At 74.2% G+C, this 16,048-nt stretch carries 12 protein-coding genes; 10 read left to right on the top strand and 2 right to left on the bottom strand.

What is annotated here, in order from left to right:
- The 5 genes from hypB (at position 1) to hypE (ending at position 5,740) form a co-directional block, all read left to right on the top strand.
- Entirely contained in the window at positions 1-756 is a 756-nt protein-coding gene (gene hypB / locus KMS84_RS13065; protein ID WP_256916350.1) for a hydrogenase nickel incorporation protein HypB, read from the top strand.
- Positions 753-3,149 (top strand): carbamoyltransferase HypF, encoded by a 2,397-nt coding sequence (gene hypF / locus KMS84_RS13060; RefSeq protein WP_256916349.1) that lies wholly within the window; start codon positions 753-755, stop codon positions 3,147-3,149. Before hypB ends, hypF begins: the two co-directional genes overlap by 4 nt.
- 68 nt (positions 3,150-3,217) lie before the next feature.
- Positions 3,218-3,523, top strand: a complete 306-nt coding sequence (locus KMS84_RS13055; protein WP_256916348.1) for a HypC/HybG/HupF family hydrogenase formation chaperone — start codon at positions 3,218-3,220, stop codon at positions 3,521-3,523.
- Positions 3,520-4,647, top strand: a complete 1,128-nt coding sequence (gene hypD, locus KMS84_RS13050) for a hydrogenase formation protein HypD (RefSeq protein WP_256916347.1) — start codon at positions 3,520-3,522, stop codon at positions 4,645-4,647. Before KMS84_RS13055 ends, hypD begins: the two co-directional genes overlap by 4 nt.
- On the top strand, positions 4,640-5,740 hold the full coding sequence (hypE, locus tag KMS84_RS13045) for a hydrogenase expression/formation protein HypE (RefSeq protein ID WP_285893477.1): 1,101 nt from the start codon (positions 4,640-4,642) through the stop codon (positions 5,738-5,740). Before hypD ends, hypE begins: the two co-directional genes overlap by 8 nt.
- A gap of 9 nt (positions 5,741-5,749) precedes the next feature.
- On the opposite strand, the gene KMS84_RS13040 is transcribed toward hypE, so the two are convergent.
- The gene (locus KMS84_RS13040; RefSeq protein WP_256916346.1) at positions 5,750-6,136 is read right to left on the bottom strand and encodes a hypothetical protein; all 387 of its coding nucleotides are present in this window, start codon (positions 6,134-6,136) and stop codon (positions 5,750-5,752) included.
- Between the two features lie 310 nt (positions 6,137-6,446).
- Here KMS84_RS13040 and KMS84_RS13035 point away from each other — a divergent pair, with 310 nt between their 5' ends.
- The 4 genes from KMS84_RS13035 (at position 6,447) to KMS84_RS13020 (ending at position 11,504) form a co-directional block, all read left to right on the top strand.
- Entirely contained in the window at positions 6,447-8,276 is a 1,830-nt protein-coding gene (locus tag KMS84_RS13035) for a gamma-glutamyltransferase family protein (protein ID WP_256916345.1), read from the top strand.
- A 95-nt stretch (positions 8,277-8,371) separates the two neighbouring features.
- Positions 8,372-9,235, top strand: coding sequence for an inositol monophosphatase family protein (locus KMS84_RS13030; protein ID WP_256916344.1), 864 nt, complete (start codon positions 8,372-8,374; stop codon positions 9,233-9,235).
- Positions 9,236-9,551: 316 nt separating this feature from the next.
- Entirely contained in the window at positions 9,552-10,964 is a 1,413-nt protein-coding gene (locus tag KMS84_RS13025) for a phytoene desaturase family protein (protein ID WP_256916343.1), read from the top strand.
- A gap of 30 nt (positions 10,965-10,994) precedes the next feature.
- Entirely contained in the window at positions 10,995-11,504 is a 510-nt protein-coding gene (locus KMS84_RS13020; RefSeq protein WP_256916342.1) for an O-acetyl-ADP-ribose deacetylase, read from the top strand.
- Positions 11,505-11,514: 10 nt separating this feature from the next.
- On the opposite strand, the gene KMS84_RS13015 is transcribed toward KMS84_RS13020, so the two are convergent.
- Positions 11,515-13,413, bottom strand: a complete 1,899-nt coding sequence (locus KMS84_RS13015) for a M1 family aminopeptidase (protein ID WP_256916341.1) — start codon at positions 13,411-13,413, stop codon at positions 11,515-11,517.
- 450 nt (positions 13,414-13,863) lie between these two features.
- Between KMS84_RS13015 and KMS84_RS13010 the strand changes: the two genes are divergently transcribed.
- Positions 13,864-16,048 (top strand): molybdopterin oxidoreductase family protein (locus KMS84_RS13010; protein ID WP_438818927.1); only part of this gene is annotated, 2,185 nt, incomplete at its 3' end.

The following is a 16,048-nucleotide window of genomic DNA, read 5'->3' as shown; positions in this document are numbered from 1 at the left end:
ATGTGCCGTGTCGTCGACCTGCGCCAGGCCGTGCTCGCGAAGAACGACGCGAGCGCCGACGAACTGCGCGCCCGGCTCGCGGACCGCGGCACCGCGGTCGTCAACCTGCTGTCCAGTCCGGGCAGCGGCAAGACCGCGCTGCTGGAACGCGAACTGCTGCGGGCGCGGGAGCGGTCCGTTCCCGTCGCGGCGCTCAGCGCCGACCTCGCCACCGAGAACGACGCGGCGCGCCTGGCCCGTTCGGGCGTCCCGGTCAAACAGGTGCTCACCGACGGGCTGTGCCATCTGGAGGCGGGGATGCTCGCCGGGCACCTGGACGGGTGGCTGCCCGACGGCACCCGGCTGCTGTTCGTGGAGAACGTCGGCAACCTGGTCTGCCCGGCCTCCTACGACCTCGGGGAGACGCTTCGGGTCGCGCTCGCCTCCGTGACGGAGGGCGAGGACAAGCCGCTCAAGTACCCCACCGCCTTCGGGCTCGCCCACCTCGTCGTGATCACCAAGACCGACATCGCCCAGGCCGTCGAGTTCGACGAGGACGCCTTCCGCGCCAACGTGGAGCAGGTGAACCCGGGAGTCGAGGTGATCCTGACCTCGGCGCGCCGGGCGCAGGGGGTCGGCGCGCTGCTCGACCGGGCGCTGGCGGCCGCGGACGGCGCGCCCGTCCACGCGCCCGTCATGGCCGGCACGCACACCCGCGCCGGTCACCCGCACGCGCACCCGGAGGCCGCCGCCACGATGGCCCACACCCACCCGTGAGCGCTCCGCAGGCTCCGGCCCCGGCCGCCGAGGACGCCCCGCGACGGCGCCTCGTCACCGTCCGGGGAGTGGTGCAGGGCGTGGGTTTCCGGCCCTACCTGTACGGCCTCGCCACCGAACTCGCGCTGTCCGGGCACGTCACCAACACCCCGGAGGGCGTGGTCGTGGAGGTCGAGGGCGCCGCCTCAGCCGTGGACCGGTTCTGCGAGCGGATCTGCGCCCAGGCGCCGCCGCTGGCCCGCGTCGACTCCGTCGACCACCGCGAGGTGCCCTCCGTCGGCGGCTCCGGTTTCGCCATCCTCACCTCCCGGACCGACGGACCCGCCCGCACCCTGGTCTCCCCGGACACCGCCACCTGCGCGGACTGTCTCGCCGAGCTGGCCGACCCCGACGACCGGCGCCACCGCCACCCGTTCGTCAACTGCACCCACTGCGGCCCGCGCTTCACGATCGTCACCGGCGTGCCCTACGACCGGGCCCACACCACCATGGCCGGGTTCGCGATGTGCCCCGACTGCGCCCGTGAGTACGCCGACCCCGCCGACCGCCGCTTCCACGCGCAGCCGGTCGCCTGCCCCTCCTGCGGGCCCCGGCTGCGCCTGCTCGTCGCCCGCCGGCCGGAGCCGCCGAGCGCCCTCGACGGGAACCCGGTCACCGAGGCGCGCGCCCTGCTGGCCCGCGGCGCGATCCTCGCCGTCAAGGGCCTGGGCGGCTACCACCTGGCCTGCGACGCCACGAACCAGGCGGCGGTCGCCCTCCTGCGGCGCCGCAAGGCGCGCGGGGACAAGCCGTTCGCCGTCATGGCCGCGAGCGCCGACGACGTCCGCCCCCTGGTGCGGATGGGCCCCGAGGAGCGGAGCCTGCTCGAGGACCGGGTCAGGCCGGTCGTCCTCATGAGGCGGCGGCCGCGGGCGCCGGGCGCGGCCGCGGGCCCGCGGCCCGCCGAGGCCGTCGCGCCCGGCAGCCCCGACCTGGGCGTCCTGCTGCCGTACACCCCCCTGCACCAGCTGCTGCTCGGCCTGCCCGGCGACCCGGACGGCCCCCGCCTCCTCGTCATGACCAGCGGCAACGTGTCCGGCGAACCGATCGTCACCGACGACGCCGAGGCCCTGGAGCGGCTCGCGCACCTGGCCGACGCCTGGCTCACCCACGACCGGCCCATCCACGTCCCGTGCGACGACTCCGTGGTCCGCGTCTGCGACGGGCAGCCGCTGGTGATCCGCCGCTCCCGCGGTCACGCCCCGCTGCCGCTCACGCTGCCGCTGCCCGTGCGGCCGGTCCTGGCCGTCGGGGGGGACCTGAAGAACGCCTTCGCCCTGGCGGACGGCCGCCGGGCCTGGCTGTCGGCGCACATCGGCGACATGGACGACGTCGGCACGCAGCAGGCCTTCGAACGGGCCGTGGGGCAACTGGAGTCCCTCACCGGGGTACGGCCCGAGGTCCTGGCGTCCGACCGGCATCCGGGCTACCGCTCCGTCCGGTGGGCCGAGCGGAACGCCGCGCGCCGTCCCGTCGTGCGCGTGCAGCACCACCACGCGCACGTCGCCTCGGCGATGGCCGAGCACGGCCTGGACGGCGCCCGGCCGGTGATCGGCGTCGCCTTCGACGGCACGGGCCACGGCGACGACGGGGCCGTGTGGGGCGGGGAGTTCCTGCTCGCGGACTACGACGGCTTCACCCGGATCGGGCACCTCGCGTACGTCCCGCTGCCCGGTGGCGACGCCGCGGTGCGCCGCCCCTACCGCATGGCGCTGGCCCACCTGAGGGCGGCCGGCATCCCCCGGTCCGCGGACCTCGCCTGTACGGCCGCCTGCCCGCCCGAGGAACTGCGCGTGCTGGAGCGGCAGTTGGAGTGCGGCCTGCACTGTGCGCCGACCTCCAGCATGGGCCGGCTCTTCGACGCGGTGTCCTCTCTCGCCGGGGTGTGCCACCGCGCCGGCTACGAGGCGCAGGCCGCCGTCGAGCTGGAGGGCGCCGCTCTGCGCGCGCCCTCCGAGGACTCCACCGCGTACGCCTTCGCCCTGCACGCGGCGCGCGACGGTGCGGGCGGCCCCGTCCGGGCCGATCCGGCGCCGGTGCTCGCGGCGATCGTCGACGACCTGCGCGCGGGCCTCGGCCCGGCCGTCGTCGCGGCGCGCTTCCATCGCGGCGTCGCCGCCCTGGTTCATCGCCTGTGCGCCCTGGCCCGGGAGCGGCACGGGCCGGACACGGTCGCCCTGACCGGCGGCGTGTTCGCCAACACGCTGCTCTCCTCGGCCTGCGCCGCCGCCTTGCGCGAGGACGGCTTCACCGTCCTGCGGCACCGTCTGGTGCCGCCCAACGACGGCGGACTGGCGCTGGGCCAGCTGATGGTGGCCGCCCGGGCGGCGTCCACCGGGCCGCCGCCCGGCTGAGCACCCGGCCGGCCACCCGACTGCACCACCCGACCTGGCAACGCGCGACCGACGGCGAGGAGAGGCCCATGTGCCTGGCGGTACCCGGCAGAGTGCTGGACATCGAGGAGCGGGACGGTACCCGGATGGCCACCGTCGACTTCGGCGGCGTGGTCAAGGAGGTGTGCCTGGAGTACCTGCCCGACCTCCGGGTCGGCGAGTACGCGATCGTCCACGTCGGCTTCGCCCTGCAACGGCTGGATGAGGAGTCGGCGCGGCAGACGCTCGAACTCTTCGCCGAACTCGGCATGCTCCAGGAGGAGTTCGGCGATCCCTGGGAAGCGGCGGCGGCAGTCGGGGCCGACGAGGACGCGGTGCGGGAGGCGCGGAAGTGAAGTACATCGACGAGTTCCAGGACCCGGAGCTGGCGCGCCGGCTCCTCGACGACATCCACGCCACGGTGACCAGGCCGTGGGCGCTGATGGAGGTGTGCGGGGGCCAGACGCACAGCATCATCCGCCACGGCATCGACCAACTCCTGCCGGACGAGGTCGAACTGATCCACGGGCCGGGCTGCCCGGTGTGCGTGACCCCGCTGGAGGTCATCGACAAGGCGCTGGAGATCGCCTCCCGCCCGGGGGTGATCTTCTGCTCCTTCGGCGACATGCTGCGCGTGCCGGGCACCGGGCGGGACCTGTTCCAGGTCCGCGGTGAGGGGGGCGACGTGCGCGTCGTCTACTCGCCGCTCGACGCGCTGCGCATCGCGCGCCTGCACCCCGACCGCGAGGTCGTGTTCTTCGGCATCGGCTTCGAGACGACGGCGCCTCCCAACGCCATGACGGTCCACCAGGCCCGCAAGCTGGGCATCCGCAACTTCAGCATGCTGGTGTCCCACGTCCGGGTGCCGCCGGCCATCGAGGCGATCATGTCGTCGCCGAGCTGCCGGGTGCAGGCCTTCCTCGCGGCCGGGCACGTGTGCAGCGTGATGGGCGTGCAGGAGTACCCGGAACTGGCCGAACGGTTCCGCGTCCCGATCGTCGTCACCGGCTTCGAGCCGCTCGACATCCTCGAAGGCGTGCGCCGGGCCGTTCGTCAGCTGGAGAGCGGCGAGCACACCGTCGACAACGCCTACGCCCGCGCCGTCCGCCCGGAGGGCAACCCGGCGGCCCGGGCCATGCTGGAGGACGTCTTCGAGGTCACCGACCGGGCCTGGCGCGGCATCGGCGTGATCCCGGACAGCGGCTGGCGGCTGTCGCCGAAGTACCGCGACCACGACGCCGAACACCGCTTCTCGGTCGAGGGGATCCGGACGCAGGAGCCCGCCGCGTGCCGCAGCGGGGAGGTCCTGCAAGGGCTGCTCAAGCCGCACGAGTGCGAGGCCTTCGGCACCCTGTGCACCCCCCGCACCCCGCTGGGGGCCACCATGGTCTCCAGCGAGGGCGCCTGCGCCGCGTACTACCTCTACCGCCGGCTGGACATGCCGACCGCCGCGGCCCGGGAGGCGAGCCCCGTTGTCTGACACCACGGACACCACCGGTCTCCCCGCCCCGGCACCGGCCCCCGTCCTCGACCTGGAAGCCTGGACGTGCCCGGCGCCGGTCCGTGACCGGCCCCGCGTCGTCATGGGCCACGGCGGCGGGGGAGTCCTCTCCGCCGAGCTGGTCCAGCAGATCTTCGCCCCCGCCTACGGCGGCGAGGCCCTGGCGCAGCTCGGCGACGCCGCCGTCCTCTCCCTCGGGGGCGCCCGGCTGGCGTTCTCCACCGACTCCTACGTGGTGCGGCCGCTGTTCTTCCCCGGCGGCAGCATCGGTGACCTGGCGGTCAACGGCACCGTCAACGACCTCGCCATGAGCGGAGCCCGTGCCGCCTACCTCTCCTGCGGGTTCATCCTGGAGGAGGGCGTCGAGCTGGACGTGGTCCGGCGGGTGGCCGAGGCGCTGGGCGCGGCCGCCCGCACCGCCGGGGTCGAGGTGGCCACCGGCGACACCAAGGTGGTCGAGGCCGGGCACGGCGACGGGATCTACGTCAACACCGCGGGCGTCGGCCTCGTCCCCGCGGGCGTCGACCTGCGCCCGCAGCGGGTCGTCCCGGGCGACGTCGTGATCGTCAGCGGCGCCATCGGCGCGCACGGCGTGGCGGTCATGAGCGTGCGCGAGGGCCTGGAGTTCGGGGTGGAGGTCCAGAGCGACTGCGCGGCGCTCGGCGGCCTGGTCGACGCGATGCTCGGCGTCACCCCGGATCTGCACGTGCTGCGCGATCCCACCCGGGGCGGCCTGGCCGCCTCGCTCAACGAGATCGCGGCCGCCTCGGGCGCCGGGGTGGTCGTCCGCGAGCGCGACGTGCCGGTGCCGCCCGCGGTGGCCAACGCCTGCGCCATCCTCGGCCTGGACCCCATGTACATCGCCAACGAGGGCAAGCTGGTGGCCTTCGTCCCGCGCGAGCACGCCGACGCCGTCCTGGAGGCGATGCGCGCGCATCCGCTGGGCGCGCAGTCCGCGATCATCGGCGAGGCCGTGGAGGCGCACCCCGGCATGGTCGTGGCCGCCACCGGCCTGGGCGGGACGCGGGTGGTCGATCTGCCGATCGGGGAGCAGCTGCCGCGGATCTGCTGAGGGCGGCGCTCAGCGCCCGTCCCGCCCGGCCGGCGGGTCCTGTGGGTCGACGCCGGTCGTGGCGGAGGCGTCCCTGGCGCCGCTGGGGCGCTGGGCGCGTCCCCTGCGCCCGGTGTCGCGCCGGCCCTTCTCGTCGGCGTCGCCGTACTCCTCCCCGCGGGCGTTGCGGCTCTCGACCGTGCCGCCCGGGACGGACTTCGTCTCCTCGGCGGACCTGGTCCGGCCGGGACCCCTGTCGCCGGCGTGCTCGGCCGCGTGGAAGGAGCGTCGGGCGCTCGGGTTGTCCTGCTGACGGGTCTCGTCCACGTCGGGCGACCAGCCGTGCTGCCCGGCGCCCTCGTGACGGCTCGGGCCCCCGCCGTGCGAGGGCTCGGACGACCCTGGTTTCTTCGACATGGTTCGACCTGCCTGTTCGTGTCGGCCTGTTCGTGTCGGCCCGTGTCGGCCGGGGGATTGGGGGGCGCCACGGCGCCCCGGGACACATCCACCTCGATTATCCCTTTGCGTTCCGTTCCGCGCATATCGCCGACCCCTGCGGGACCCCGGCGCCGGACCGCACGGCGACGGGGCCGACCGGGGCGGCGGCGCCCGTGTGCGGGTGTGGCCGCCCGCGACCGGACGACGCCCGGCGTCCCGAACCGCTGTTCCCACGCTCGTGCATACTGTGACGCATTTCCGGCGACGCATCACGGGGAGACGGTGAGGGATGCGGTTCACCACCCGGCCCACGCTCCAGGGAACGTTCGGCATGGCCTCCGCCACCCACTGGCTGGCCGCGCAGTCGGCGATGGCCGTGCTGGAGAACGACGGCAACGCCTTCGACGCGGCCGTGGCGGCGGCCTTCGTCCTGCACGTCGTCGAACCGCACCTCAACGGGCCCGCGGGCGAGGCGCCCATCCTCCTCGCGCCCGCCGGCGGCGAGGTCCGGGTGCTGTGCGGCCAGGGCGTGGCCCCGGCCGGCGCGACCGTCGCGCACTACCGGGGACTGGGTCTCGACCTCGTGCCCGGAACGGGACCCCTCGCCGCCGCGGTGCCCGGCGCGTTCGACGCCTGGATGCTCCTGCTGCGCGACCACGGCACCAAATCCCTCGACGACGTGCTGAAGTACGCCGTCGGCTACGCCGAACACGGGCACGCGCCCGTGGACAACGTCGGCGCGACCGTCGAGACCGTGCGGCGGCTCTTCGAGACGGAGTGGACCTCGTCGGCGGCGGTCTACCTGCCGGACGGGAGGCCGCCGAGGCCCGGGGAGCTGCTGCGCAACCCCGCCCTCGCCGCGACCTGGAAGCGGCTGCTCGCCGAGACCGCGGGCGCCGGCGGCCGCGAGGCGCGGATCGACGCCGCCCGTGAGGTGTGGCGGACCGGGTTCGTCGCCGAGGCGCTCGTCCGGCAGACCGCCCGGCCCACCCTCGACACCAGCGGCGAACGGCACACCGGCGTCCTGACGGCCGCCGACCTCGCCGCCTGGTCCGCGACGTACGAGAAGCCGGCGGCCCACGACTGGAACGGCTGGACCGTCTGCAAGGCGGGCCCCTGGAGCCAGGGACCGGCCCTGCTCCAGCAACTCGCGCTGCTGCCGCCCGAGTTGCCCGCCTACGGCTCCGCCGACTACGTCCACCTCCTGATCGAGGGCTGCAAGCTCGCCATGGCCGACCGCGAGGCCTGGTACGGCGACGCGGCCGACGTCCCGCTGGCCGAACTGCTCGACCCCGCCTACAACGCGCGGCGACGGCGGCTCATCGGCGACAGGGCGTCCTACGAGCTGCGGCCCGGCAGCCCCGGCGGGCGCGCCCCCCGGTTGAGCGGGCACGCCCACGTGGTGGCCGTCGACGAACCCGGCTTCAGCCCCATGGGCGTCGGCGAGCCGACGGTCGCCAGGAACCCGACGTCCGCCGTTCCGGGCGAGCCGCCGGTGAGCGCCGGGGGAGAGACCCGCGGGGACACCTGCCATCTGGACGTCGTCGACCGCTGGGGCAACATGGTGGCCGCCACGCCCAGCGGCGGCTGGTTGCAGTCCAACCCGGTCGTGCCCGAGCTCGGCTTCCCGCTCGGCACCCGGTTGCAGATGACCTGGCTGGAGGACGGGCTGCCGAACTCGCTGACCCCCGGCCGCCGCCCGCGCACCACCCTCACCCCCTCGATCGCGCTGCGCGACGGCGTGCCGGTGCTGGCCTTCGGCACACCCGGCGGCGACCAGCAGGACCAGTGGCAGCTGCACTTCCTGCTGGCCGTCACCCTTCGCGCGCCCGTCCGCGGCGGCCTGGACCTCCAGGGCGCGATCGACGCCCCGAACTGGCACAACGACGGCTTCCCCGGCTCGTTCTACCCGCGCGGGATGCGGCCGGGCAGCGTCACGGTGGAGTCCCGCATGCCCGCGGAGGTGGTCCGGGAGCTGCGGCGGCGCGGCCATGACGTCACCGTCGGCGACCCGTGGTCCGAGGGCCGGCTGTGCGCGGTCGCCCGCGATCCGGAGACCGGCGTCCTGTCGGCGGCCGCCAACCCGCGCGGGATGCAGGGGTACGCCGTCGGCCGCTGACCACGCGGACCGCCGCCCCCGGTTCTTCATCCCGATTCCACCCGGGATGCACCGGGCGGGCGGGGATTGTCAGTGGGGCGTGCTCTCATGGAGGCATGATCGAAGACAAGGAAACCATCGACGAGTTTCTCGCCCGTCACTCCGCCGACGTGGAAGAGGCGGTCCGCGAGGCCGCCGCGGCCGAGATCATGCCCCGCTTCCGGCAGCTCGCGGAGCACGAGATCGACCAGAAGGCCGGCCCGCACGACCTGGTGACCGACGCCGACCGCAACGCCGAGCTGTTCCTCACCTCGGCCCTCGGCGCCCTGCTGCCCGGATCGGTCGTCGTCGGCGAGGAAGCCGTGCACGCCGACCCGGCCACGTACGAGGCGATACAGGGCGACACGCCGGTCTGGATCGTCGACCCCGTCGACGGGACACGCCAGTTCGTGCACGGCGACGACGGCTTCTGCACCCTGGTCGCGCTCGTCCGGCACGGAGTCCTGCTCGCCTCCTGGACCTACGCCCCGGCCCGCGGCCAACTGGCCACGGCGGTACGCGGCGGCGGCGCCTTCCTCGACGGCGAGCGGCTGTTCGCCGGCCCGCCCGAGCCCGGCCGCGCCCTGACGGTGGCCACCTCGCACCCCCTGTACACGACCGACGAGCAAAAGCGCGCCCTGCTGCCGCTGTGGACGGACGGCGTCGCTCCGCGGCCCTGCGGGTCGGCCGGCCTGGAGTACCTCGCCGTCGCCCGGGGCGAGGTGGACGCCACGGCGTTCAGCTGGGAGGCGGCGTGGGACCACGCGGCCGGACTGCTCCTGGTGGAGGAGGCGGGCGGAGCCCATCTCACCCTCAGCGGCGAGCCGTTCCGCATCACCGGCGGCAACTCCCTGCCGTTCACCGCGGCCCGGGACGCGGCGACGGCCCGACACGTGGCGGGACTGCTCTCGGGCGTCGGCTCCCTCCGAGAGGCCTCCTGAACGGACCCGCCGACCACGCGCCCCCGGACCGCGGGCGAGGCACCCGGTCGGGTGCGGGCTCGTACCGCCGCGGTCAGCGCCCTCGGGCCGCGGCGGCGTCACGTGCCGCGCCGACCGACTCGCGCGCCGTCTCGACGGCCGCGTGCCGGATCGTTCTCCGGCCGGCGGCCGGCGGCCGGCGGGTGACGGGTGACGGGTGGCCGTGGCCCGTTCGTCCCCCGCGCCGCAGGCGTCGTCGTACCCCCGGCATATCCTGACCGCGGGGGCCACCGGTCTACGGGGGCCACCGGCTGACGAAGGGGTCGAAGTGCCGTCGATGCTCGATGCGGTCGTGGTGGGAGCGGGGCCCAACGGGCTGACCGCGGCGGTGGAGCTGGCCAGACGCGGCTTCTCCGTGGCGCTGTTCGAGGCGCGGGACGCCGTGGGCGGGGGAGCCCGCACCGAGGAGCTCACCCTGCCCGGGTTCCGGCACGACCCGTGCTCCGCCGCGCACCCCCTGGGCATCAACTCGCCCGCCTTTCGCGCCATGCCGCTGGACCGCTACGGGCTGCAATGGCTGCACGCCGAGCTGCCCATGGCCCACCCGTTCCTCGACGGCAGCGCCGCGGTGCTGTCGAGGTCGGTCGCCGAGACGGCCGCCTCCTTCGGCCCGCGCGACGCCGGCGCCTACCGCCGCCTGGTCGAGCCGTTCCTGCCCAGGTGGGACACCCTCGTCCGCGACTTCATGTCGCTGCCGCTGACCGCGCTCCCGCGCGACCCGGTCACCCTGGCCCGCTTCGGCCTGGCAGGCCTGCCCCCGTCCAGCTGGCTCGTGCGGCGCTTCACCGACGAGCCGGCCAAGACCCTCTTCGCCGGTCTCGTCGCCCATGTCATGGCCCCGTTGACCGGCCTCGCCACCGGAGCCGTCGGCCTGGTCTTCGCCCTCGCCGCGCACGCCCGCGGCTGGCCGGTGGCCCGCGGCGGCTCGCAGTCCCTCTCGGACGCGCTCGCGGCCTACCTCGAGGACCTCGGCGGCGGCATCCACACCGACTACGAGGTCAAGCGCCTGGACGACCTGCCTCCGGCCCGCGCCTACGTCTTCGACACCTCGCCCACCGCGCTCGCCCGCATCGCGGGCTTCGGCAACCACTACGAGAAGTACACGTACGGACCCGGCGTCTTCAAGATCGACTACGCGCTGGACGGTCCGGTCCCGTGGACGGCGAAGGAGGCCCGCGGCGCGGGCACCGTGCAGATCGGCGCGGACAGCGCGGAGATCGGCGCCGCCCTGCGCGCCGCCTCGCGCGAGGGCCGGGCGCCCGAGCGGCCCTTCATGATCACGGTGCAGCCCAGCGTGGTCGACCCCACCCGCGCACCGGCCGGCAAGCACGTCTTCTGGGCGTACGCCCATGTGCCCAACGGCTGGACCGGCGACCTCACCGACGTCATGGAACGCCAACTGGAGCGCTTCGCACCGGGGTTCCGCGACCGCGTCCTCGCCCGTGCCACGGCCGGTCCCGCAGAACTCGCCGCCCGCAACGCCAACTACGTCGGCGGGGACATCGCCACCGGAGCCGTCTCCGGGCTCCAGGCCCTGCTGCGCCCCCGGCTGACCGCGTTCCCCTACGCCACCCCGCACCCGGCCGTCTTCCTCTGCTCCTCGGCCACGCCGCCGGGGCCGGGCGTGCACGGCATGTCGGGACACAACGCGGCGAAGGCCGTGTGGCGCAGGCTGCGGCAGCAGGTCTGAACGGGGGGCGGCCTTGATATACACACGGTCATGACCACGATCACCCTCGTCCAGGGGGACATCACCCGTCAGTCCGTCGACGCCATCGTCAACGCGGCCAACTCCTCACTGCTCGGCGGCGGGGGCGTCGACGGCGCCATCCACCGCCGGGGCGGCTCCGAGATCCTCGCCGACTGCCGTCGTCTGCGCGCCTCGTCCTACGGCAAGGGGCTCGCCACGGGCCGGGCGGTGGCCACGACCGCGGGCGAGCTCGACGCGCGCTGGGTGATCCACACCGTGGGTCCCGTGTACAGCGCCACCGAGGACCGGTCGGACCTGCTGGCCTCGTGCTACCGCGAGTCGCTGCGGGTCGCGGACGAGCAGGGCGCCCGGACCGTCGCCTTCCCGGCGGTCTCCACCGGTGTCTACCGCTGGCCCATGGACGACGCGGCCCGGATCGCCGTGGAGACGGTCCGGGCCGCGCGGACGGACGTCGAGGAGGTCAGGTTCGTCCTCTTCGACGAGCGGGCCTACGAGGCGTTCGCCCGGCAGGTCGGCTGACGGCCGTGGATCAGCCCTCGATCCGGTGGGTGGTCCAGAACGACGTCAGGTCCGTGGTCGTGGCGGCCTGGGCGGCGGCCTTGAACTCGGCCGTGGTCGACACGCCGTACCAGTGCGAAGTGGCGTAGTCCTTCAGCAGCTTGGCCATCGCCGTGTCGCCGAGGAGCCGCCGCAGGTCGTGCAGCGCGCACTTGCCGTACCCGTAGACGACGGTCGAGTACCGGGAGGAGTGCGCGTCCCAGTAGGCCATCGAGTTCGTGATCTTCTCGGCGGACGAGGCCCACGAGACGCCGCTCCAGCACCCGCTGCCCGTCTTGCCCTGCGCCAGGTCGGTGGCGTAGTCCGTGAAGGACTCGTCCAGCCAGGGGCTGTTGTACTCGTCGTCGCCGACGATCCCGTACCACCACTGGTGAGCGATCTCGTGGGTCAGCGCCGTCGTGCTGACGAGGTCCAGGACGAACCCGGGGTACTCCATGCCGCCGAACCAGAAGTTGTTGTCGATGACGGCGTCCAGCTCACCGTACGGGTAGGCGCCGAAGCGCGCGGCGTGGGCGTCCACCGCGGACTTGGCGGTGGTGAGCATCGACTGGGCGTTGGCCGAGCTGATGCCCGAGACGGAGTAGACGTTGATCGGCGTCCCGGCCGTGGAGACACCGGAGATCTTGGCGAACGGGCCGGCCGCCCAGGCGAAGTCGCGCACCTTGGAGGCGGTCGCCGTGGTCACGGTGCGTCCGCTGGAGCCCGGGGTGTCGACCGAGGTTCCGGTGGCGGGCACCAGCAGGCTCGTCGGGTGGTCGAGGGTGACCCGGAAGTCGGCGGCCAGCGAGTAGAACGACTCGCCGTTGTTCGTGTAGGGGTCCAGGTGCCAGCCCGCCCCGTCCTTGACCGCCAGCACGGGCAGCGCGTTGCCGATGAAGCTGAACGCCCCGTCGTGGCCGAACCGGTCGGCGCCGCTGGGCACGGTGATGCCCAGGTCGAAGCCGATCGTGGCGCTCTGACCCTGGGCGAGGGGCGCGGCGAGGGTGATCTGCAACGCCGTGCAGCCGACCGAGAGGGCTCCGGCGACGCCCCCGGTGACGTTGCCGACCGTGATCGGCATCGCGGAGCAGGTGCCGTGGTAGTTGTCCCACAGCCGCAGGTACACCTCGGAGAGCGCGCTGGAGGAGGCGTTGGTGAAGGTCGCGCTCTCGTGGCCCGTCCAGACCGTGCCGGCGGTGTTGCCGGTGAGGCTGACGGTGTACGACGGCGCGGCCGGGGTGCGGGTGGAGTCGGCGGGCGGCACGGTGTCGCCGGAGGTGTCGAGCGCGATGTCGTCGAGGACGAAGCTCGACTGGAGGCTGGAGTCCTCGGTCCCGGTGAAGGCGAGGGTGACGGTCTGGCCCGCGAACGCCGACACGTCGAACGACCTGCGCACGTAGCCGGTGTTCTTGTCGAGGTTCGAGTAGGTGGCCAGCGTGGTCGCGCCGATCTTGGCCGTCAGTCTGTCGTAGGCGGTGGACGAGGTCGTCTCGGCCGTGTCGATGTGCAGCCAGAAGGTGAGCGTGGCGGCCGCGCATCCGGCGGGGATCGTGACGCTCTGGGAGAGCGTGTCGGTGTGGGTGCCGCCGACGCCGTCCAGCCAGGCGAAGGCGGAGCCGCCGTGGGCGCTCTGGCCGGCGCGGCTGGTGATCACGCCGGACGAGGACTGCGTCCACGGCGAGGCGCCGCTCTCGAAGCCTCCGTTGGCGACGACCTGGGCGGGCGTGCAGGCGGCGGCCGGACCGGCGGCCGGGGGCGCGGCGGACGCGACCCCTGCGGTCGGTGCGGCGGCCGGCGCGGCTGTCGCGGGGGTGGCGGGGAGCGACACGGCGGCCAGCGCGGCGAGGGTGAGTGCGCTCGCGGCGAGGGCCTTGCGGGGCGTGGGTCTCACACATGGCTCCTTTGCGGCGGCCGGGTGTCCGGCCTGCTCGGTTGCTGTCCCTCGCGGTGTGGGTGTGCCGGAGGGCGGTGCGCGACGGTTGCCGGAAGCCTGACAGATTTGACGCGACCATGCCATCAGGTGGGGGCAAAGGACTCTCCGCGCGCGGCGGCCCCTCCCCGTCCGCCGACACCCGCCCGCCCGGGGCCGCCCCGCCGCGGGACAGGGCGACGCTCACAGCCCGTCGGCGCGCGCTGTGCGCCGGGCTTAACCCCCGGCCGCCGGTCGGGGAGACACCTGCGTAATGCACGGTTCGTACCGTCGCAGAGGCTTGCAGAGGCTCTCACCAGGCTGATCGTCAGACAGAAAGGGGCGCCCGTGGCCGCGCCGGACCCGCGGACCGACTGCGCGAGCGAGACGAAGGTGCGCACGGTCTGCTCGTACTGCGGTGTCGGCTGCGGCATGGTCCTCGACATCGGCCGCGGACCGGACGGCCGCCGGACCGTGCTCAAGGCCTCCGGCGACAAGCGCCATCCGGCGAACTCCGGACGGCTGTGCACCAAGGGCGCGACCACCGCCGACATGCTCGCCGCGCCGGGCCGTCTCGCCACCGCCCTCGTGCGAGGGGACCGCGGCGAGGAGCCGGAGCCCGCCCCCGTCGAGACGGCGATCGCCGAGACGGCCCGACGGCTGCGGAGGATCGTCGACGAGCACGGCCCCGACGCGGTCGCCCTCTACGTGTCCGGGCAGCTGAGCCTGGAAGCGCAGTACCTGGCGAACAAGCTCGCCAAGGGCTACCTGCGCACCAACCAGATCGAGTCGAACTCCCGGCTGTGCATGGCGAGCGCGGGAACCGGCTACAAGCTGTCCCTGGGCGCCGACGGCCCGCCCGGCTCCTACGAGGACCTCGACCGGGCCGACGTCTTCCTCGTCATCGGCTCCAACATGGCCGACTGCCACCCCATCCTCTTCCTGCGCATGATGGACCGGGTGAAGGCCGGCGCGAAGCTGATCGTCGTCGACCCGCGCCGCACCGCCACCGCCGCCAAGGCGGACCTGTTCCTCCAGATCCGGCCCGGCGCCGACCTGGCGCTGCTCAACGGCCTGCTGCACCTGCTGCACGAGAACGGCCACACCGACCCCGACTTCGTCGCCGCGTACACCGAGGGCTGGGAGGCGATGCCGGACTTCCTCGCCGACTACCCGCCCGCCGCCGTCGCGGAGCTCACCGGCATCCCCGAGGCCGACCTGCGCGAGGCCGCCCGGCTGATCGGCGAGGCGGGGGAGTGGACCAGCTGCTGGACCATGGGCCTCAACCAGTCCACGCACGGCACCTGGAACACCAACGCGCTCGTCAACCTCCACCTCGCCACCGGCGCGATCTGCCGCCCCGGCAGCGGGCCCTTCTCCCTGACCGGTCAGCCCAACGCCATGGGCGGCCGGGAGATGGGGTACATGGGGCCCGGGCTGCCCGGCCAGCGCTCCGTCCTCGTGGACGCCGACCGCGCCTTCGTCGAGCGGATGTGGGGGATCGCACCGGGCAGCATCAGGGCGGACGGCGTCGGCAAGGGCACCGTGGAGATGTTCCGCAAGATGGCCGACGGGGAGATCAAGGCCTGCTGGATCATCTGCACCAACCCGGTCGCCTCCGTCGCCAACCGCAGGACGGTCATCGAGGGCCTGGAAGCCGCCGAGTTCGTCGTCACCCAGGACGTCTTCGCCGACACCGAGACCAACGCCTACGCCGACGTCGTCCTGCCCGCCGCCCTGTGGACCGAGACCGAGGGCGTCCTCGTCAACAGCGAGCGCAACCTCACCCTCGCCCGGCCCGCCGCCGACGCGCCGGGCGAGGCCACGGCCGACTGGCGCCTCATCGCGGCCGTCGCCCGCGCGATGGGATACGAACAAGGCTTCTCCTACGACAGCGCGGAGCAGATCTTCGAGGAGATCAAGCAGGCGCACAACCCGGCGACCGGCTACGACCTGCGCGGGGTCACCTACGACCGGCTGCGCTCCGGGCCCGTGCAGTGGCCGGCCGCGACCGCCGACGGCCCCGACCGCAACCCGATCCGGTACGTGGACGGCGACGGCACGCCCACCTTCCCCACGCCCTCCGGCCGCGCCGTCTTCCACCCGCGGCCGCACGTCCCGCCGGCCGAGATGCCCGACGACGACTACCCGTTCGTGCTGAACACCGGACGCCTCCAGCACCAGTGGCACACCCTGACCAAGACCGCCCGGGTGGCCAAGCTGAACAAGCTCGACCCGGGCCCGTTCGTCGAGGTGCACCCCGAGGACGCGGCCGCGCTCGGCCTCGCCGACGGCGACTCCGTCGAGGTCGCGTCGCGGCGCGGGCGGGCCGTGCTGCCCGCCGTCGTCACCGACCGGGTGCTGCCCGGGTCCTGCTTCGCGCCGTTCCACTGGAACGACCTGTTCGGCGAGTACCTCAGCGTGAACGCCGTCACCAGCGACGCCGTGGACCCGCTGTCCTTCCAGCCCGAGCTGAAGGTGTGCGCGGTGTCCCTGACCAAGGCGTCCACGCCGGTTCGCGTGCAGTCCCCGTCGGCCGGGACGCCGGTCCCCCGCCCGTCCGCCGGCCCGGGCGCCCGTCCTCACCGAAGCGGAACGCCGCTATCTGGTGGGATTC

Source organism: Streptomyces hilarionis (assembly GCF_024539675.1).
GTDB classification, from domain to species: Bacteria; Actinomycetota; Actinomycetes; order Streptomycetales; family Streptomycetaceae; genus Streptomyces; species Streptomyces hilarionis.
Note: the sequence above shows the minus strand (reverse complement) of the source record. Positions and strands in the feature narration are given on the sequence as shown.